General features: G+C 69.0%; 21 protein-coding genes. 10 read left to right on the top strand and 11 right to left on the bottom strand.

Annotated features, from left to right (window positions below; genetic code table 11):
• Positions 1-11 precede the first annotated feature (11 nt).
• From ACFC0D_RS01040 to rpmF, 4 genes are all read left to right on the top strand, one after another.
• Positions 12-260 carry a type B 50S ribosomal protein L31 gene (locus ACFC0D_RS01040; RefSeq protein WP_376430272.1) on the top strand — a complete coding sequence of 83 codons (249 nt, stop codon included), beginning with the start codon at positions 12-14 and terminating at the stop codon, positions 258-260.
• Positions 257-1399, top strand: coding sequence for a CobW family GTP-binding protein (locus ACFC0D_RS01035; protein WP_376430271.1), 1143 nt, complete (start codon positions 257-259; stop codon positions 1397-1399). Before ACFC0D_RS01040 ends, ACFC0D_RS01035 begins: the two co-directional genes overlap by 4 nt.
• Before the next feature lie 61 nt (positions 1400-1460).
• Positions 1461-1697, top strand: coding sequence for a 30S ribosomal protein S18 (gene rpsR / locus ACFC0D_RS01030; RefSeq protein ID WP_376430269.1), 237 nt, complete (start codon positions 1461-1463; stop codon positions 1695-1697).
• 138 nt (positions 1698-1835) lie between these two features.
• Entirely contained in the window at positions 1836-2006 is a 171-nt protein-coding gene (gene rpmF, locus ACFC0D_RS01025) for a 50S ribosomal protein L32 (protein WP_376430267.1), read from the top strand.
• 81 nt (positions 2007-2087) lie between these two features.
• Here rpmF and ACFC0D_RS01020 read toward each other — a convergent pair whose 3' ends face one another.
• From ACFC0D_RS01020 to ACFC0D_RS00990, 7 genes are all read right to left on the bottom strand, one after another.
• Positions 2088-2279 carry a hypothetical protein gene (locus ACFC0D_RS01020; RefSeq protein WP_376430266.1) on the bottom strand — a complete coding sequence of 64 codons (192 nt, stop codon included), beginning with the start codon at positions 2277-2279 and terminating at the stop codon, positions 2088-2090.
• Positions 2280-2494: 215 nt separating this feature from the next.
• Complete coding sequence (locus ACFC0D_RS01015) at positions 2495-3337, bottom strand: YhjD/YihY/BrkB family envelope integrity protein (protein ID WP_376430264.1); 843 nt, start codon at positions 3335-3337, stop codon at positions 2495-2497.
• Between the two features lie 480 nt (positions 3338-3817).
• Complete coding sequence (locus ACFC0D_RS01010) at positions 3818-4372, bottom strand: DUF6434 domain-containing protein (RefSeq protein WP_376430262.1); 555 nt, start codon at positions 4370-4372, stop codon at positions 3818-3820.
• A gap of 81 nt (positions 4373-4453) precedes the next feature.
• Positions 4454-5122 carry a DsbA family protein gene (locus tag ACFC0D_RS01005; protein ID WP_376430260.1) on the bottom strand — a complete coding sequence of 223 codons (669 nt, stop codon included), beginning with the start codon at positions 5120-5122 and terminating at the stop codon, positions 4454-4456.
• A gap of 140 nt (positions 5123-5262) precedes the next feature.
• Positions 5263-5478, bottom strand: coding sequence for a heavy-metal-associated domain-containing protein (locus ACFC0D_RS01000; protein ID WP_376430258.1), 216 nt, complete (start codon positions 5476-5478; stop codon positions 5263-5265).
• The gene (locus tag ACFC0D_RS00995) at positions 5475-6539 is read right to left on the bottom strand and encodes a sulfite exporter TauE/SafE family protein (RefSeq protein WP_376430256.1); all 1065 of its coding nucleotides are present in this window, start codon (positions 6537-6539) and stop codon (positions 5475-5477) included. Before ACFC0D_RS00995 ends, ACFC0D_RS01000 begins: the two co-directional genes overlap by 4 nt.
• A gap of 89 nt (positions 6540-6628) precedes the next feature.
• The gene (locus ACFC0D_RS00990; protein ID WP_376430254.1) at positions 6629-7456 is read right to left on the bottom strand and encodes a methyltransferase family protein; all 828 of its coding nucleotides are present in this window, start codon (positions 7454-7456) and stop codon (positions 6629-6631) included.
• Between the two features lie 219 nt (positions 7457-7675).
• Here ACFC0D_RS00990 and ACFC0D_RS00985 point away from each other — a divergent pair, with 219 nt between their 5' ends.
• Positions 7676-8023, top strand: a complete 348-nt coding sequence (locus tag ACFC0D_RS00985) for a hypothetical protein (protein ID WP_376430252.1) — start codon at positions 7676-7678, stop codon at positions 8021-8023.
• A gap of 126 nt (positions 8024-8149) precedes the next feature.
• Here the strand turns inward: ACFC0D_RS00985 and ACFC0D_RS00980 are convergent, their stop codons facing one another.
• Positions 8150-8548: an SHOCT domain-containing protein gene (locus tag ACFC0D_RS00980; protein WP_376430250.1), complete on the bottom strand. Its 399-nt coding sequence runs from the start codon at positions 8546-8548 to the stop codon at positions 8150-8152.
• A 687-nt stretch (positions 8549-9235) separates the two neighbouring features.
• On the opposite strand from ACFC0D_RS00980, the gene ACFC0D_RS00975 reads away from it, so the two are divergent.
• Together ACFC0D_RS00975 and ACFC0D_RS00970 are read left to right on the top strand one after the other, a co-directional pair.
• Entirely contained in the window at positions 9236-9694 is a 459-nt protein-coding gene (locus ACFC0D_RS00975) for a cyclic nucleotide-binding domain-containing protein (protein ID WP_376430248.1), read from the top strand.
• Between the two features lie 485 nt (positions 9695-10179).
• Positions 10180-11310 carry a globin domain-containing protein gene (locus ACFC0D_RS00970; RefSeq protein WP_376430246.1) on the top strand — a complete coding sequence of 377 codons (1131 nt, stop codon included), beginning with the start codon at positions 10180-10182 and terminating at the stop codon, positions 11308-11310.
• A 35-nt stretch (positions 11311-11345) separates the two neighbouring features.
• Here ACFC0D_RS00970 and ACFC0D_RS00965 read toward each other — a convergent pair whose 3' ends face one another.
• Together ACFC0D_RS00965 and ACFC0D_RS00960 are read right to left on the bottom strand one after the other, a co-directional pair.
• Positions 11346-12167 (bottom strand): universal stress protein, encoded by an 822-nt coding sequence (locus ACFC0D_RS00965; protein ID WP_376430244.1) that lies wholly within the window; start codon positions 12165-12167, stop codon positions 11346-11348.
• A gap of 224 nt (positions 12168-12391) precedes the next feature.
• Positions 12392-13804 (bottom strand): purine-cytosine permease family protein, encoded by a 1413-nt coding sequence (locus ACFC0D_RS00960; protein ID WP_376430242.1) that lies wholly within the window; start codon positions 13802-13804, stop codon positions 12392-12394.
• A 683-nt stretch (positions 13805-14487) separates the two neighbouring features.
• Between ACFC0D_RS00960 and ACFC0D_RS00955 the strand changes: the two genes are divergently transcribed.
• From ACFC0D_RS00955 to ACFC0D_RS00945, 3 genes are all read left to right on the top strand, one after another.
• Positions 14488-14967, top strand: coding sequence for a hypothetical protein (locus tag ACFC0D_RS00955; RefSeq protein WP_376430240.1), 480 nt, complete (start codon positions 14488-14490; stop codon positions 14965-14967).
• A gap of 307 nt (positions 14968-15274) precedes the next feature.
• Positions 15275-16651: a S41 family peptidase gene (locus ACFC0D_RS00950; protein ID WP_376430238.1), complete on the top strand. Its 1377-nt coding sequence runs from the start codon at positions 15275-15277 to the stop codon at positions 16649-16651.
• 361 nt (positions 16652-17012) lie between these two features.
• Positions 17013-17876, top strand: coding sequence for an alpha/beta fold hydrolase (locus tag ACFC0D_RS00945; protein WP_376430236.1), 864 nt, complete (start codon positions 17013-17015; stop codon positions 17874-17876).
• 68 nt (positions 17877-17944) lie between these two features.
• On the opposite strand, the gene ACFC0D_RS00940 is transcribed toward ACFC0D_RS00945, so the two are convergent.
• On the bottom strand, positions 17945-18643 hold the full coding sequence (locus tag ACFC0D_RS00940) for a 2-phosphosulfolactate phosphatase (RefSeq protein ID WP_376430234.1): 699 nt from the start codon (positions 18641-18643) through the stop codon (positions 17945-17947).
• Positions 18644-18850: the final 207 nt, after the last annotated feature.

The raw sequence follows: 18850 nt of genomic DNA, 5'->3' as shown, positions 1-18850 counted from the left end.
AGGAGACCCCCATGAAGCCCGGAATCCACCCCGCCTACGGCCCCGTCGTCTTCCGCGACAAGGCCGCCGACTTCGCCTTCCTCACCCGCTCGACCGCCACCAGTCACAAGACGGTCGAGTGGGAGGACGGCAACACCTATCCCGTCATCGACGTCGAGATCTCCTCGCAGAGCCACCCCTTCTACACCGGCACCGCCCGCGTCCTGGACACCGCCGGCCGCGTCGAGCGTTTCCAGCGCCGCTACGGGAGCAAGGCGTGACCCTGCCCGTCGTCATCGTCGCCGGGCTCCACTCCGACGCCCGCAAGGAAGTCGTGGACCGGCTGCTGCAGGCCGTCCCCGGCAGCGTCGCCCTCCATCACGACCTGTCCACGGCAGCGCAGGGCACCGTGCAGCGCTTGGTTCGCGACACCTCGGGTGAGCTGTCCCGGGACGAGGGGCCCCTGGTCAACGACTGCGCCTGCTGCGCACTGCGCGAAGACCTGGTGCCTGAGCTGGAACGACTGGCCGGCAGCGGCCTGACCCGGCTGGCCGTCGTCGAGCTGTGGGACTCCGTCGAACCCAAGGCGATGGCCGAGGTGATCGCCGCACACGGCGCCGGCGCACTCGAACTCACCGGCGTGATCACAGCGGTGGACCCGGCGCTCGTCCTGCCCTACCTCGTCAACGGCGACGACCTGGCTGACGCAGGCCTCGCCGCGGCCGGCACCGACCAGCGCACCATCGGAGACACCTGGGCGCGACAACTCGAGTACGCACCTGTACTCGCCCTCGTCGACAGCGAGGAAGCCGACGACGAGGACCGCGCCCTGCTGGCTCAGCTCCACCCCACCGCCCGCCGGGTGCCCGCCGCATCCGGCGAGCTCGCACAAGCGGCCTTCGCCGGCTTCGACGCGGAAGCGGCGGCTGCCGCCCAGCACCCGGCCTGCGCCCTGCTTCCCCAGGAGGCGGAGGAAGCGGGAGTCACCACCTTCGTCTGGCACAGCCGTCGCCCCTTCCACCCCGAGCGTCTGTACGACGCCCTGGAAGACCTGTGCTGCGCCGCCGCGCGCAGCCGCGGCCGGTTCTGGCTCGCCGACCGCCCCGACACCTTGCTCGCCTGGGACGCGGCGGGCGGAGCCCTGTGCGTGGAGAACGCCGGCCCCTGGCTGGCCTCCCTGCCGGACGCCGCCTGGGAACTGGTCCCGCCGATGCGCCGAGCGGCAGCCTCACTCGACTGGCACCCCGAACACGGCGACTGCTGCCAGCACCTTGTCTTCACGTCCCCCGGCCTCGACCGCCACGGTGTGGAGCAACTCCTCGAGTCCTGCCTCCTCACCGACGCCGAATACGCGGCGGGACCCGAGGCCTGGAAGTCCCTGCCGGCAGCCTTCGGCCCCCTCCTCGACCCCGTCTCTTGACGCCCCTGACGCCCCTGACGAACGACGACCCCGACCACCCCGACGACCACAAGGAACGCACATGGCCCGCCGCCAGAACCCGCACAAGCCGCTCAGGTCCCGTCCCAACCCACTGGATGCAGCAGGGATCGCGTACATCGACTTCAAGGACACTGATCTGCTACGGAAGTTCATCTCCGACCGCGGCAAGATCCGCAGCCGCCGCGTCACCCGCGTTACAGCCCAGCAGCAGCGACAGCTCGCCGCAGCGATCAAGAACGCCCGCGAAATGGCCTTGCTCCCGTACGGAACCCGGTAAGGCCCCGCAGCGGGCCGGGACTCCCCGACGACGCCTCTGCGGGCCGGCAGACACGACGGCGCGGGAAGGCCTGGCCACTACGGGGCACGCCGAGCTCCCCATCCCGAAGTCGCCCCCGAATCACCGAAGGAGAACCTCATGGCTGTCCCCAAGCGGAAGATGTCCCGCAGCAACACCCGCCATCGCAGGGCCCAGTGGAAGGCCACGAAGCCGCAGCTCGTCCCGATCACCGTCGACGGCTCGGTGCACCGGGTGCCGCAGCGCCTGGCGAAGGCCTACGAGCGCGGCCTGCTCCGCCCCGAGCGCTGATCCACTCGTGACGACGTACGACGAACTGCCACCGGGCTCAAAGCGGGCCTGAGGCCGGACCGAAGCAAGCCAGGAGCAGGCTCATTGGCCGGCGAGAGTGGTCGCGACGTCCCGGACGCCGAGCGCTTCCGAGCCGGCCACTTCGCCCGCCAGGTCGTTCACGGCGTTCGCCGTGTCACTCAGGTGGTTGGGTTCATCGGCATGGGCAGGGACAGCAAGGATCAGAGGCAAGGCCGTGAGCGTGACGGCACCAAGCAGAGCACGAGTCTTCATGCCATGGTCAACGCGTGTGGCGGCCTCCGGACACGGTCACGCACTCGTGTTGCGCACCTGCTTGGTCAGCAGTGCGGTGAACAGCTGGACGGCCCCCGGACCGCACTGATGGGGAAGCAACAGCGCGCCGGCGGGGAGAGTCAGGCTTGTCGACCAGCCCGGATCGACCGGACGGCCTTCACCCCGATGACGGCGGCCGTGGCCGGCCCTGCCGGTCAATGGTTCGAGCTCTTGATCCGATGCTGAGAGACCTGTCCACGTACCGTGCGCCATCGCGACCTCGTCTGCTCGACCATGCTGTCCCACTCTCGGCGGACCTCGTGGTCGGACGGGCGGTCGCCCTCACGGATCCGGGTGAGCTCGTCTTGCACTTCTCGTCCCAGTGCCGCCGCTGCGACCAGGACCAGCATGGCTGCGAAGAGAGCGGAGATCATCGCGAAGACAGCACCGACCACCCCGTAGCGCGCTGCGGAGGAGTTGAACAGATGCGGCATGTAGATGGCTGCACCCACTGAATAGGCCGCCGTCAGTACGGCGCCTGTGATGGCGAAGGGAAGCAGGTCCGGCCAGCTGATCCGTTTCGCCGACAGGATCCAGCCGCTCCAGACGAGGAAGACGGCGGTCACCAGTACGCCACATACGACGGCGACCAGACCCAGGGCGCCTCCCTCAGGAAGCGCGGAGAGCAACGTGGTGACCCCTGCGTAGCCACCGAGAGTGAGGATCCACCCCAAGCCGTTGCGTGTATTGCGCACACTGAGGGGCTTGAGTTCCCATACCTGTTCGAAGAGCCGCTGGGCGGCTCGCGCGAAGCTCAGCACCGAGATCGTCAGAAGCACGAACCCGAAGATGCCCACGCTCGCGCTGGTCGCTTCGGCGGGAGAGAACAGCGAGCTGACTGCCGCGGCCCCTGCTCCGCTGAGGTTGTAGCGCTTGATGATCTGCTCTGCGGCGTCGTAGTGAACGACGTTGCTCAAGACCGCGCCTAGGATGATCGCGAGCGGGACCAACGCCGTCAGGGCGCTGGACGCCAGGGCCATCGAGCGGTCGAAACCCACGATCTTCTGAAACCGGTTGATGACCCGCAATGCGAAGGCCGGCCGCAGCCAGAACGTCAGTGTTCTGACGAGGCGCTCTCGATTGATCCCCGTCGCCCTGCCCTCCGTGAAGATCGGACCTTTGTGGCGACGCGAGCCTAACGGTCGGTCGCCTGACCGATGAAGGGCGACACGAGAAGCAGCGTGCGGGCCGCACGACACCATGACTGCCTGACATCCTCTCGGACCCACGGGACGAAGATTCCCGCCCGCCTGCCGGTGGTCCCTGGCCGGGACATGTCGACTCTCGACATGGCGCCGAACTGCGACCATCCTGCATCGTGCACGGAGGTGGCCAGACGGGTGCGGGTGCGTCCCTTGATCGCGCCAGGGATCAGGGCTTCAACCGGACAAGTCGGGACACCTGGCTACGACAGGAGATGCGCGTTCACGGCGCGGGCCGCGTCGGCGAGGTCTGGCACCACCGCGGAACGCGCACCTTCAGTCGCGGGGGCGGGCCCGGTGTGCCTGCCAGGCTGCGAGGGCCTCTGTGCGCGAGCCTTCCGGGTGGCGGCCGTGCCAGTCGCGCAGGAAGCGGTTGAACTCGAACTGGGCGCCGACCTCCTGGGGTTCGGTCGCATGGGCGCGTGTGGCGTGCCAGTGGGCGACGGCATCGCCGAGGGTTCGCCCGGCAGCTCCGGCGATGTACTCCCGCATGAAGACGTCGAAGTGGAAGGCGGGCCCGATCTCCCTGCGGAAGAACTCCCGGAGGACCTGGCTGCAGCGCTGTCCCTGGGGAATCACGGTGTCGCGGCAGACAGGGGCGGCGAGCTGCCGCCCCGCCCGCCGCGGCGACGGGTCGGGCTCCGGCACCGGGAGGCCGTCCAGCGCGGCGGCCAGCCGTGCGGTCACGGCTGCCTTGCCGCCGCCCAGGGGTAGCCCCATCGCCCTTGCCAGCGCGGACAGTTCAGCAAGGGTCCAATACCAGCGCCTCAGCTCCGCACCGGTCAGATCGGGGGTCAGGGAGGGTCGAGACTCCCCCGCAATCGCACTCACGTTCCCATCCTAGGTGACTGCCGAGTGGGCCGCGGAGAAGCTATGCAGAGACTCCGATGAACCGTGAGGCGCCGTCGGAGGTCATCGCGTGAGCCGGGCGTCGATGAGGGCCTTGAAGTCCTCGTAGGTGCCCGGCGTACGGATCTTCACACCGTCGACGAAGAACGTCGGCGTGCCCTGGACACCGAGGCCGAGGCCGTCCTGCTGATCGGCCTGGACGCGCTGGAGGGTGGCCGGCGCCTTCACCGCGGAGTCGTACGTGGTCATGTCGAGGCCGAGGCCGGAAGCGTATGTGCGGAAGAGGTCCGCCTTGGACTCCTGGGACTCGCCCCATTCCTTCTGCGTGGCGAACATCTTGGTGTACATCGCTTCGAACTTGCCCTGCTGGGCGGCTGCTTCGACGGCGAGAGCTGCGGTCGTGCTGTTGCGGTGGCCGGGCATGGGGAAGTAGCGGGCGACGAACGTGACCCGGTCCTTGTACTCGGCGCGCAGCTTCTCCACTGTGGGATGCACGGCGCCGCAGCCCTCGCACTCGAAGTCGAGGAACTCGACGACGGTCAGCTCGCTGCGCTGCGGCGAAGTGAGCCGATGGCTGGTGTCACGGACAGGCCTGGCGTCAACGGCGGGGTCGGCGTCGAGGGCCGCCACTCCTCGGTCCTGAGGCGCGAAGAGGAGGAACGAGCCGAACGCGACGGCCAGCGCGGCGACGAGGACGGCAGCCGCGATGAGGTTCTTCCTCAGTCTGGTCATGATTCCTCGTACGTGGGGTGTCGGATTCCGCAGCACTGGTCGCGGCATGACGGGAACCCGGAGCTCGGGTGCGTGCGGGAGGTGGACTCGGCCGGTGGTGCCGCTGGGTCCCGGACTCGGCAGTCCGGGACCCAGGGGGTTCAGGAAACGAGCCTGGCGGTGTAGCCGGCGGTGGCGATGGCGGTGATGATCTCGTCGGCCGGCACGGGGGTGTCCAGTTCGACGAGGGTGCGCTCGGTGCGCAGGTCGGTGGTGCTGCTGCTGACGCCGGAGAGATCTTCGATCTCGTCGTCGACGAGGAGGCCGCAGCTGTTGCAGTGCATGCCGGTGACGGCGAATTCCAGGCGGAGGATCATCGGCTGGTCTCCTTCGGGGTGGGGCTCTGGGTTCCGGTGGGCTGCTGGAAGGTGATCTCGCCGCCGTACATGCCCATGCCGCAGGTGAAGGCGAGGGTTCCGGGCTTCGGGGTGCCGAGGTCGACGGCGGTCCGGCCGGTGACGGGGAGGATCTCCTGGACACCGCGGTCGGGGACGACGAAGGCACGGACGCAGCCGTTGGTGTCGGCGGTGGCGACGACGAGTTTCGTCGGCAGGCCGGCGGTCGCGGTGATCGCGGTGGGGGTGTAGAGGTTGGTGCGGGCCTGGATCGTGATGGTCTGCGTTCCGCCCGAGGTGGTCACTGTCTCGAGCGGTGTCGCGGCGGGGGCCGCCGCAGCAGGGCCGGTAGTGGGCCACCAGCCGCCGAGGCGCAGTCCGGAGCCGGCGGTCCACAGGGCGACGGCAAGGACGATCACGGCGGTGATGATGGTGAGGCGGCCCTGCCAGGGGCGGGCGGCGGAGCGCAGGAAGACGCCGAGGACGGCGAAGAGCGGTCCGGTGCCCAGGACGAAACCGGCCATCACCGCGGCCCCGGCGAACGGGGAGCCGGTGGTGACCGCGATCAACTCCACGCTCAGGGTGACGCCGCAGGGGATCAGGACGGTCAGGAAGCCGAGGACGGCCGGGGTGGTGACGCCGGTCGATCTCGCCGACCGGCGCACCCGCCTCCCCCACGAGGCGGGCGGTCGGGGGACGAAGCGGCGTACGGCACGTACGCCGAACATGTCGAGTGCGAACAGGATCATCAATACCGCGCCGGCGACCAGGAGAACGGCGCGGGTGCGGGGGCCGGGCTGAGCGGCGGCGCCGACCAGCCCGAGGACGGCGCCGAGGAGGGTGTGGGAGGCGAGTTTGGCGCCGAGAAACGCGCCGACGGGCATGAACAGGCCGTTGCGCTCCCCCGCTTCGGGGTTCCGGGCTGTGGCGCGGCGCCCGACCGCGCCGGCAAGCAGGCCGCCTTGGACGGCGGCGCAGGAGGCGCCGCCGGCGAAGAGGCCGGTGGTCAAGCCGGTGACGAACAAGGTGGTGGTGGAGGCCATGAAAGGAGGACTCTCCCTGGTGAGTGAGCCGGATCAGGACACGGCGAGGCACCCGGCGGCCATGAGGGCCCGGCGGGGTGCGGGTGGTGTCAGGTACGGCTGACGCAGAGCAGAGTGACGGGATCGGGCGCCCGTGGCCAGGCGCACCCGTCATCGGCGCCCCGTGCCGCCGGTTGGGCCAGGGCCGGCGGCGCTGCGAGGGTGTCTGGGCCGGGGTCGGCCGCGAGGGCGACGGGCACGGGCGCCTGCGCGGTCGCCAGCGGGCAGTCCATGCCCGCCGGCGGGCACTCGCCGTGCGCCGGATCGGCCTGGTGCGGGGGTTGCTCGGCGTCCGCGGTGGCCGCCTGCGCGGTCGGCACGGCCAGGCTCGTGGTCGTCATCCCGGTCATGGGCGCCGCCATGGCCATCGTGCTGTGTCCGGGTCCCCACATCAGGTGGGCGCAGGCCAGCAGCGCAACGGCCACCAAGGCGGCGAGCGCGGGCAGAGGGCGCCAGGCAGGGCGGACGAGCATGACCGCGATGCTACCCAGGCACCCCTCGAGCGCCCGCCACCGGCCCTCGCCGGTCATACGGCGCGGCGGCCGATACCGGGCCAGAAACGTCCGGCCCGGGCCGTGTACGCGTCGTACGCCGCTCCGTGCACGCGAGCGGAGGTAGGGCTCTTCAACGATCCGCACCTGCAGTTGGACGGCGGTGACGAGAGCGGCCAGGGCGAGTCCGGCGACCACGCTGGGCACCATCAGCGCCAGGCCGATCGCGGTCACGGTCATCGCGGTGAACACCGGGTTGCGCACGCCCGCGAACATCCCCGTGGTGACCAGGGTGGTCCGCTCGGCGGCGTCGACACCGACGCGCCACGAAGCTCCCATGGCGCTCTGCGCCGCCGGCGTGGCGGTGATCCCAACGATGGTGGCCACCAGCGGTTCCTGAATTCAGGAAATCCTGAACCCGTTTCAGGGCCGCGGCCTCGCTGGATCATGCAGGATTCGCGGGGCGAGGTTTGCGCCGCGCCTGGCCCGGCTGCCGGGGCTGGGGAGTTCCTTCGGATCAGGAGGTCCGCCATCCCTGATGACCTGCGGAAGCCGGGCGTTAGACTCCACGCGCTTGGTTCCACGAGTCGTTTTCAGGGGGGCGACGTGGCAGATGACGGCGGTAGCTCCGGCAGGTTGCGGCGCATCGACTTCGGCACATCGATGTTGTTCGGCGCGGTGTATGCCAGCGCGTTGTTTCTCGTGGTGACAGGCTTCGCCTTGGACCCGAGCGGCTGCGGGGGGCGTTTCCAGGCTGCGTGCTCGGGCGGGACGTACTGGCGCCTCGGTGTCGGTTTCGGTCTCATCGTCGTGGTGGCGCCTGGTCTTCACAAGGTTGTGCCGAGCGTTCCGTTCGATCAGGGCGTCGGCCGGTCGGCCGGTGTCGCCGCACTGCTGTTGGGCGCAACGCTTGGTGTCGCTCTGACCATGTTGGTCGGCCACATGGCGGGGTGAGCCGTTCGGATCACCCCGCGAGCCGGGTGAAGATGCCGGCGACGTGGGCGGTGGCGGTATGCCGTGAACGGGCGGCAGGGCGGTGCCGGCTTCCTCGGCCCGAGCGGGCGCCGGTCTCCCGCACCGTCAGCCGGCGAGCACCTTCTGCTTGGCCTGCTCGTACTCCGCTGCCGTGATGTCGCCGTGGTTCTTGAGTTCGGCGAGCTTGCCGAGCGCCGCGGCGTGATCGGTCGTCCCGCCGCTCGCGACGGCGGCCGCCCGGATGTACTCCTGGAACTCCTGCTCGTTCTGGCGTGCCCGGTTCAGCTCGCGTTGGCCCATGCCCTTGCCCCGGGCGATGAGGTACACGAAGCATCCGAGGAACGGCACGATGACGACGAAGACCGTCCAACCCGCCTTGCCCCAGCCGCTCATCGAGTCGTCCCGGAAGATGTCGCCGATGATGCGGAAGAGCAGCATGAACCACATCACCCACAGGAACACCCACGTGACGGTCCAGAACACGTTCAGCAGCGGATAGTCCATGATCGTTCTCCTCGGCGTGCCGCCGTGGGTCACTGACGGCCCATGGCGATGCGGATGCGGTCTTCGTGGGCCCGGGCTCCTTCCTCGTACGCGCCCACGTCGCGACCGGCGTCGTCTTGCCGGGCCTGCACACGCGCCGGGCAGCGGTCACCGGGATCGAGAGCTTCGCGATGAGCAGCGGGCCCCAGGACGGACCCACTTCCGGCTGTGCGGTGTCGACCGGCGGGAGGTCCGCCCGGACGGGCTTCCCGTCGCCCGCTGGGGCACTTGTTTGGACGCACAGGCGACACCGCCAAGGGGGCTGGAGAGCACATGCCCGGACCGCCGCCTCCAGGGAGCCCGGATGTGTGTGGCCGACACGTCCATGATCGCCCGTTCGGTCGTTGATCGCATGTAGCGCCATCCGAGGGACGCCTGAAGAATGGAAGCGGCCGGCCATCCAGCATGACCCCGCAGGTCAACAGGTATCCCACACGCGGACCACCGAATGCCTTCTCAGCACTGGACTGGAGTTTCGAGCCCTGCCCGGGCCCCGCACGGTGGCTGGATGCCCGTTCCAGCAGTATCTGGCGCCATCCGGCTGCCCGCGCCTGCAACCAAGGGGTGCGGAGAAAGGACCATCCGGCCTTCCCCGCGTACTCGGCATGAGCGGGAGACTGGAAACGGACGCAGATGAGGAGGCCCCCGATGAGCACTCGAATGCCCCCACGGTTCACCGCAGCTCTGTCCGCCGACCATCGCGACGGCCTGTTGCAGCAGGCTCGTCCGGTGGACTTCCCCGAAGGGACGCGACTGTTCGAGGAAGGCGGGTACGCCGATCGGTTCTGGATCATGCGGACAGGGACGGTCACCTTGGACGTCCGCGTGCCCGGCAAGCGGCCGGCAGTGATCGACAGCGTCAGCGCCGGCGAACTGCTCGGCTGGTCGTGGCTGTTCGAGCCGTACCGCTGGCACTTCGGGGCGGAGGCCATGACGCGGGTGCGAGCGGACGAGTTCGACGCCATGACGGTACGGATGATGATGGACGCCGACCCGAGCTTCGGCTCCGCGCTGGGTCACGTCGTCGGGCAGATGCTCGCCCACCGTCTCTTCTCCGCCCGTGTGCGCCTGCTGGACCTGTACGCCCACCATCGCAGCGGTCTGTAGATCCCCACCGTTCCCTGCAGTCCGCGGTGCCGCTTCGCGCCACGGCGACCGTCGGCGACGTCATGACCCACGCCCTCGTCGCGATCGGCCAAGACGCGCCGTACAACGAGATCGTGGCGCAGATGGATGAGTCGAAAGGTGACGGATCGACCGCTTCATGCGTCCCTTGGCTACTTCTGAGTACCTCCGTGATCAGGTAGCGTCCGGAGCTGCTCAGTCCGCTTCGATGCTCCCGCCCCATCTTGAGGACCCATGCCTGCCAGTGAAGTCTTCGCCCATAGGGCCCATCGGGGGCGCCGCACCATCCATGCGGCCACCCTGCGGTCCGCCCGGGTCCGGCCGACTCGAATACCGGGCGACGGAGCTCTGGTCCCTTGAGGTTCCGGATCAGACGCCAAGGCAGCACGCCCGGGGTCCCGCATCCGGAGGATCCGGCACCCACCCCGGCCGAGCACACCCATGAGCCAGAGGTCACCGAGGCGCCTTTGTCGGCCCACGAGATAGATCTCATACGCGCCTCCGTCTCGGTGGTCGAGCCGCTCGCCGCGGACATGACGGTCTACTTCTACGCGATCCTCTTCGCCCGCTACCCCGAGGTGCGGCCGATGTTCCCGCCGGGGATGGACACCCAGCGCGGCCGCCTGTTGCGCGCCCTGCTGCGCATCGTCGATCTGGTCGACGATCCGGAGAACCTGGTGCGATTCTGCGGACACCTCGGGCGTGACCATCGCAAGTTCGGGGCGCTACGGGCGCACTTCCCCGCCGTGGGCGAATGCCTCCTCGCCTCGCTGGCCCGCTACGCCGGTCCCGCCTGGACCCCAGACATCGCAGCCGCCTGGACCAAGGCGTACGGAGCAGTCGCCGACGTCATGATCAGCGCTGCCGAACAGGACGCGGAGGCACGGCCCGCCGTCTGGCCCGCCACGATCGTGCGTATCGTCCCCTGCGGGCATGGCATCGCAGAGGTCACCCTCCATCCCCACATGCCCTACGAGCATGCCGCGGGTCAGTTCGTCAGCATCGAGACCCCCTGGTATCCCAAGCAGTGGCGCTACTACTCCCCCGCCAACGCGCCCCGCGAGGACGGCACCCTCACCTTCCATGTACGGGCCGTGCCCGGTGGCTCGGTCAGCAATGCGCTGGTGCACCGGGCGGCTGCGGGCGACGTGGTCCACCTGGGCGCACCGATGGGCGACATGGTCCTGGACGCCGCCGTCCACAGCGACTTGCTCTGCGTGGCCGGCGGGACCGGCCTCGCCCCCATCCGCGCGCTCGTCGAAGAGGTCGCCCGCCGCGGCGGCAGGCACCAGGTGAATCTCTTCCTCGGCGCCCGCACCGGTGCCGAGCTGTACGGGATGGACGACATGCTGCGCATGGCGCAACGGCATCACTGGCTCTCGGTCAGGGGCGCGATTTCCGACGAGGACATCCCCGGGATCCAGGGATCTCTGCCGCAGGTTCTGGCCGAGTACGGACCGTGGTACCACCACGACGTCTTCCTCAGCGGTCCGGCCCCGATGGTCACGTCCGCCAGAGAGACGCTCATGAGCGGCGGAACGGCGGCGGACCGCATCCATTACGACCCGTTCGACACCCCCGCCCTGGCCACTCCCTGAGACATCGTCGGCCGGCCCCGAACCCTCGTACCTTCTCAGGCTGCTCGCGTCGTCCCGCGAACGGCGACGACGGGGCAGTGTGCGTGGGTCATCACGGCCTGACTGACCGAGCCCAGGAGCAGTCCGGCAAGGCCGCTGCGCCCGCGGGCGCCGACAACCACCAGCTGCGCTGCCTTGCTCGCCTCGAGCAGGACCTCACGCGCTGTGCCGACCACCAGGTCGCGTCCCACGGCAATGTCCGGATAGGCGTCCGTGCGGCGGGCGATCGCCTGTGCCAGCACTTGCCCTGCAGACTCGGAGGCTGTGCCGGGCGAAGCCTTGTCCGGCTGCCATGCGTGCACAGCCACGAGTTCAGCCTGGCGCTGCGCGGCTTCGGCGAAGGCGACGTCGACGGCCTCGTCACTGTCCGGGGAGCCGTCGACTCCCAGTACGACAGGTCCGGTGTCAGCGGATGTACGGTGCTCTTCGCGGACCGTCATCACCGGGCAATGGCTGCGGGCTGCCAAGGACACCGGTGTGGATCCCAGCAGCAGGCCTGCGAGGCCCCCCATGCCTCTGGAGCCGACGACGATCAGGTCCGCGGCCTGTGACTCGGCTTCCAGCACGTGCACCACATCACCAGTCACCACGACCTTGGTGACCACCACCTCAGGAGCCACCTCAAAGGCGTGGTCCGCCGCTTCGTGGACCAACGCCCTGCCGGCCGGATCCGGCACCACGTGTCTGGGTTTGATCGGAACCTCGGCATGGACCACACGCAGTGCCGCACCGCGCCGAGATGCTGCCGTGGCGGCTGCTCCCACGGCGGCGAGACTCGTTGACGAGCCGTCCACCCCGACGACGACCAGTTTGGCCATGGCTGACTGCTCCACTTCAAGCGGTGGAGTCTCAGCTTCACCCCATCGGCCTGTCCCTGCAATTCATGCCGCCCCCACTTGCTCTGCGCACTCGCGCTGGAGGACGTCTCCTGCCGGCCGGCCGTGTGGTGGGAGACGACAGCGCGCCGGGCGGGAGCGGTCGCAGCGCTCCCACCCGACGCGGCCACCCTGTGGGCGGATGTGGTGGCGGTAGTGTGCCCCGGTCAGTGGACCGGCGCCGTCGCCCGGTCGCCGCCCTCGGCCGCGGCCGGGTGGATGGTCTCGGCGGGCGGGTTGGCGGTGCGCCTCGCCCACAGCCAGTACAGGACCGAGGTGACGATCAGCCCGACGATCCACGAGATGTCGGCGCCGTCGAGCTTCTTGGTGATCGCGCCGGTGTACAGCTTGGTGGCCAGGAACGGGATCTGTACGACGACGCCGACGACGTAGCAGGTCAGCGCGGCGGCGTTCCAGCGACCGTAGCGGCCGTCCGGGTCGTACAGGGCGGGGATGTCGACGCGTTCGCGGGAGACCAGGTAGTAGTCGACCAGGTTGATCGCGCTCCACGGGGTGAAGACCATCAGGAGCAGGAGCACGAAGTTCTTGAAGTTGGTCAGGAAGTCGTCGCTGGCGGCGAGCGCGATGACCATCGACACCGCGACGAAGCCGACGATGTAGGCGGCGCGTGCGGCGGCCGAGATACGAGAGCGGCCGTCGAACGCGGTGACAGTGGTCAGGATCGACATGAAACCGCCGTACGCGTTCAGGCAGTTGACGGTCAGCTTGCCGACCACGATCACGAGGTAGATGAGGAACGCGAGAAAGACCGGGCCGGCCAGGTCGCCGAGGAAACCGACCTGGTCGGGCAGGAAGGCCTTGCCCGCCACGGCCGCGGTGAGCGCGCCGAGCGTCATGGCCCACTGGGAGCCGATGACGGAGCCGGCGAACGTCGACCAGAACGTCGCGCGCGTGCTGGTGTCGCGAGGCAGGTAGCGCGAGTAGTCGGCGACGTACGGGCCGAAGGTCAGCTGCCATCCGGCGCCGAGTCCCACGGCGAGCAGGAAGGTGGCCGCCTCGAAGCCCTTGATGCCGACGTGCGCGCCGACGTCGTACTGCGTGAACACCCGCACCATCAGGTAGCCGAGACCGAGCACACCGACGACGGTCGCGATGCGGCCGGCGATGTGGATGAGTCGGTAGCCGGTGACGGCGACCACGGCCGTCAGCGCGCCGAAGATGAGGATGCCTGCGTCCGTGTTGTCGATGTGCAGCATCTCGGACACCGCCTGTCCGGCCAGCACGCTGCCGGTCGCGGCGAATCCGAGGTACATGAGGATCACCAGCAGCAGCGGCAGTATCGCGCCGTACACGCCGAACTGCGCGCGGCTGGAGATCATCTGCGGAACGCCGAGCCGCGGCCCCTGCGCGGAGTGCAGCGCCATCACGATGCCACCGAGCACGTTGCCGATCAGCAGCGCGGGTATCGCCCACAGTGCGTCGGCGCCGAAGACGACCGCCAGCGCGCCGTCGACGATCGCGGTGATCTGCATGTTGGCGCCGAACCACAGGGTGAACTGGCTGCGCGGCGTGCCGTGCCGCTCGGCGTCCGGGATGACCTCGATGGTGCGTCGTTCCATCGCGAGTCGTTCCCCAGGGGCGTGTTGGACCGGCATGTTGGTGACCTCTCCCCGCAGCGATTCCGGCGCAGCGGGTTGACCCGCCGCCGTTGAGCCAGGTGGTGCTGCGCCGAATCTGGCATAGAGCCGAACAGACATCAAGATCCTGAATGAACAATTTCAACTTCAGCCGTCCAGCCCCTGCGCCGCCACACCGGCCGGGCTGCCGTACGGGCGGAGCCTCGCCACCCGGGGTCGTCACGCACGGACAGTCAAGGACTGCCGCGATGAGCGGAATGGGGCCCTCTTTCAGATGAACTCGGGCTCCTGATGCGCGAGTTGACCCAGCGGCGAAGGGGCTCCTCCAGCGCCTGGACCGGCTTGTGGACGCCTCGCCACATCCGCTCGTCCGTCAGCTCCGAAATCCAGAGTTCGACCAATCAGACCTTGGGCTATCTGCCCTAGTTTGCGGCCATATTGAGGGCTGCCTTAGACTCATGGACGGTCGAAAAACAGGGGACTCAGCCGGTTGGGCGGGCCAAGGACCGGACTGTGATTGCGCCCCTCGACATTCCCACAGCCCCGAGTCCGCGAGGACGTCACCGACAGGCGCGGAGCGCGCCCGCTCGGAACCCCTCACGTGACTGCCGGGAGAACCGTCGGCGTATCGCCGACTCCCCCATCACACGCCACGAGGAGCAACCATGCGCATCCTCGCACGCTCGAATCCGCACCGGATGCGGCGCATGACCGCGGTCGCCGCGTCCGCGGTCGCCGTTGTGGCCCTCAGCGCCCCTGTCGCCACGTCTGCGCCCGCCGCACACTCAGCACGTGAGGGGACCCCCTCCGGGGCTTCGCTCACGCCCGAACTGCTCAAGAAGGCGCCGGCGCCATTTCTCTTCCACTACACGTTCAACAATCACCTGAAGATAGGCGGTGGCAATTTCACCGTCGGCGGTCGGGTCTACCTTGTCGTCAAACTCAACAACGGCAGGGTGATGTTCAGTAGGTGGGTGACGGCACAGCCGCACTCCATCACCCCCGGCGGGGCCATCTATGTGGAGACGTCGGTCGCCTCTCCGTGCGGGGGCTCGGGGAACAACGGGTACGCCCGAGCCTTCGACCGCACGACGCAGACCTGGTCGCCCAGACTCCCTGTACCGGTGTGCGTGCGGATCGACTGAAAGACCCCCTGACACGCTCGCCGTGGCCGCAGGCCCCGGAGCCCCCTCTTCGCAACCCGAAGAGGCGCGCTCCGGGGCCTGCGGCTGCCGCCGCCAAGCATCCTGCCCGACGTCCCCGTCCACCCTCGCGCACGGGCGACCGGCAACCGTTGCCGGCCATTGCGGAGAACGTCCCGGGTACTACCGGCAGTGGGTGGGTGGGGGCTGGCCCCACCCTTGATCAACCGGACAGCCGGATGGCCGGGAGATCGCCCCGTCCGCGACTGTGGGGTGTCCCGAGCAAGTCGACTACAGAGAAGACGAGATCGTGCGCATAGTCACGGCCACCGCTGTCGTACTGGCCCTCGCCGGCGGAGCCGCTCCGGCCGTCACCGCCCAACAGCCGCCCACCGACGGAGTCTGGCGAATGGACGGTTACGGCACAGTGCTGTCCATCCGGAACGGAACCCTCCAGGAGTACGAGACCACTGCCGTCAGCTGCCTCGCGGGCGACTCCGCGAAACGGACCGGCCCCGGCACCTACACCATGGCCGACGGCACCGTCCTGACCGTGCGCGCCCAGGAGGACCGCGACCACGCGTCCATGCGCGAGGCCGGCGACGTCGGCAGCCGGAGCCTCAGGCGCATCCCGGCGCTGCCAGACGCCTGCACGAGCCCGACGGCAAAGGACTCCCTGACGACCTTCGACGTGTTCTGGCAGACCTTCGGGGAGAACTACCCGTTCTTCGCGTCCAAGGGAGTCGACTGGAACGAGGTCCGCGACCAGCACCGCGCCAAGGTGCATGCCGAAACGCCGAGGGACGAGCTCTTCGCCGTCTTCAGCGAGATGGTCAAGCCGCTCTACGACGCTCACGTCGTCGTCAAGGACGGAGATCGCACCTTCCACCAGGTCCGCCCCGGTACCGTCATGCCCAACGGAGACCTGGACGCCACGGTCAAGCAGTTCATCGTGGAACGCGACCTCAAGAAGGCCCGGAACATCCAGGACTTCGCCCACGGGCGGATCACCTACGCCGACCTTCCCGGCGGGCAGGGCTATCTGCGGATCTCCGGCTTCGCCGGGTACGCGGGCAAGGGGGCTTCCTACGCCGCGCAGTCGGCCGAGCTCGACAGGGCCCTGGATACGGTCGTCAGCCAGGAACGCGCCCAGAGTCTGAAGGGCCTGATCATCGACCTGCGGATCAATGGCGGCGGCTCCGACGCCCTGGGGATCCACATCGCCGAGCGTCTGACCGACACCCCATACGTCGCCTACTCCAAGCGGGCCCGCAACGATCCTGCCGACGCCACCCGGCACACTCGCCCCGAGCCCGTGCACGTCACGCCCGCCCAGGGCCCCCGCTACACCGGGCCGGTCGCCGTGCTGACGGGCGGCTCGACCGTCAGCGCGGGTGAGACCTTCGCCCAGGCGCTCATGGACCGGCCCGGCAGGACGGTCCGGATCGGGCAGCCCACACAGGGCGTCTTCTCGGACTTCCTGGTGCGCAAGCTCCCCAACGGTATGTCGGCCTGGCTGCCGAACGAGGAGTTCCTGACCCGGTCGGGCAGGACCTTCGACGGCACGGGCATTCCGCCCCACCTCACTGAGCCGGTCTTCACCGAGGAGGAGTTCGGCAAGAAGAGGGACTCGGCCTTCGACACGGCTGTGAACGTCCTTCGGAACCAAGGCCGTTCCACGAACTGACGCGGGAGCAGCGGGCTGGTGGACAGTCCGCCGGAGTTGACGGCAAGTCACTACCGCCAGAGTTACAAGGACGCCCGCACCGCCCTCGATCCGGCGGCCCACATGCACGGGCTCGTCCGGGTAGTGCGGATGATCTTTCACTGAGTAGTGTGGATCACCGGACAGTGGGCAGCCGTTCGCACGCTGCCTTCGTGACTCCGCGCTCGACCGCTGACGCCCGCCGTGCAAGAAGACGTCTCTGCGGCTGAATGATGCGCCGCAGGGCGATGTCTCGTCCCTCGGCCACGAGGTGGTTCGCGGCCGAGGGACGAGCGCCGCGTGCCGCCGACGCCGCAGAGGAAAAGAAAGTGAGTGTAGACAGATGCAACCAACGTTCGTACTGGTTCACGGAGCCTTCGCGAACTCCTTCTCCTTCGCACCGCTCCAGGCCGAACTCGGCCTCCTCGGACACCGTTCGGTCGGCGTCGATCTTCCGGGGCACGGGTTCGCCGCGACGTACCCACGGGCCTATCAGGCGCCGCAGGATCTCGGAGGGCTCGCCACCGCGCCCGGGGCCATCAAGGGCGTCACGCTCGCCGACAACGCGGCGCACCTCATCGGGATACTGGAGCGGGCCAAGCGGAACGGGCCCGTCATCCTCGTCTCACACAGCCGCGGCGGCATGACGGCCACCGTCGCAGCCAACCGGCGGCCCGACCTGATCGACCGCATCGTCTATGTCTCCGCCTGGTGCCCCGTCGACCTCGACGTCAGCGCCTACTACGCAGAGCCCGAGATGGCCACGATCGACGCCACAGGGCTGGCATCGGCGATGGTCGGGAACCCTGCCGAGCTCGGACTGCTGCGCTCCAACTTCCGTACCGCCGACCCTGGCGTCCTCTCGGCCTTCAAGGCGGCTTTTCTCGCCGACGGGACGGACGACGAGTTCATGGTCTTCCTCAACACCTTCCAGCCCGACGAGAACCTCGACGTCGGCACACCCGACGACCGGGCGCAGCACGACAGCTGGGGCCGGATCCCCAGGACGTACGTCCGGCTGTCTGAGGACACCAGCGTGCCGCTCGCCATGCAGGACCGGATGATCCGCGAGGGCGACGCGCTGACACCGGAGAACCCCTACGACGTCCGTACGCTCACCAGCAGCCACCTGAAGTGGCTGGTCGACCCGGCACCGGCGGCCCGAGTACTGGATGAAATCGCCGCGCTCCTGCCCGCCGGGTCGTAATCGGAGCCCGATGAGGAGGGCGGCGGCGGTGACGGCTCCGCCGCCTGTACGTCCAAGGCTCCAGCAGGTCAGCGGAGGCTGGACTGCATGTCAGGCACCGCAGCGGGGCGGAGTACCGTGAGGGACTCCTCCTGGCGAGCCATCATGGCGAACGGGAATCTGTCGATTTCCAGGCAGAGATCGACATCGTCCGTGTGGTACCCACTCCGCCGCCCACCGGCGAGATCGGCCGCGGCCCGGGAAGTCCGTGCGCGGTGGAGATACGGGGCCGCCTCGACATCGCCACCGGCCATGGATCGACCGATGTATTCGGCGCAGGCCAGGTCCTCGTCGGCCTGGCCTGCGTCACCGGTGACAACGAACGTCACGGGGCCGGAATCATGGTTCTGAAGGAACCGCGCGGTCGGGCCGGCCACCACGAAGCTCGCGCACAAGACCAGCGGTGCGTCCGCGACCGCCAGCGCGCCCACGGTCCCTGCCGTCGTCTTCTGCACCAGCGTGCGGCCGGCGAAGTCGCACGACCTGAGCAAGCCGGGTGAGTTGACCGCGTCGAAGCCCGCTGCCGGAGCTCCGTCCTTCAAAGCCAGCCAGCCCGAGTGGCTCTCCTTCAAGGCGAGTGCCTCACTCACCGTCGAGGCCAGGACGATCCTCTCGACGCCACGCTCGAAGGCCCAGGCAGCCACGGTGAAGGCGCGCATGACGTCGATGACGACAGCGACGCGGGGAACGCCGGTCAACTCTTGGATGCCGACGAAGTGATGGTCCATCGCACCATTCTGACGCCCTTGGATCGCCGGAAGGGCACGATTGCCGACTGCCGTCGGACCGGTTCCGGCGCGGATGCCGACCCCGCCCCGAGGAGCTGCGCCGGCCGGGGGTGGGGCTCAGGTCTCGGGCAATGTCGCGGCGCCGGGGCCGGGCGCGTCACACCCCTTGAATCGCATGAATTTTTTCATTCGCTTGCGTACTCGACG

The organism is Streptomyces sp. NPDC056222, from assembly GCF_042264065.1.
Classification (GTDB): Bacteria; Actinomycetota; Actinomycetes; order Streptomycetales; family Streptomycetaceae; genus Streptomyces.
The sequence above is the reverse complement of the archived record's forward strand: the minus strand, read 5'-3'. Positions and strand labels throughout refer to the sequence as shown.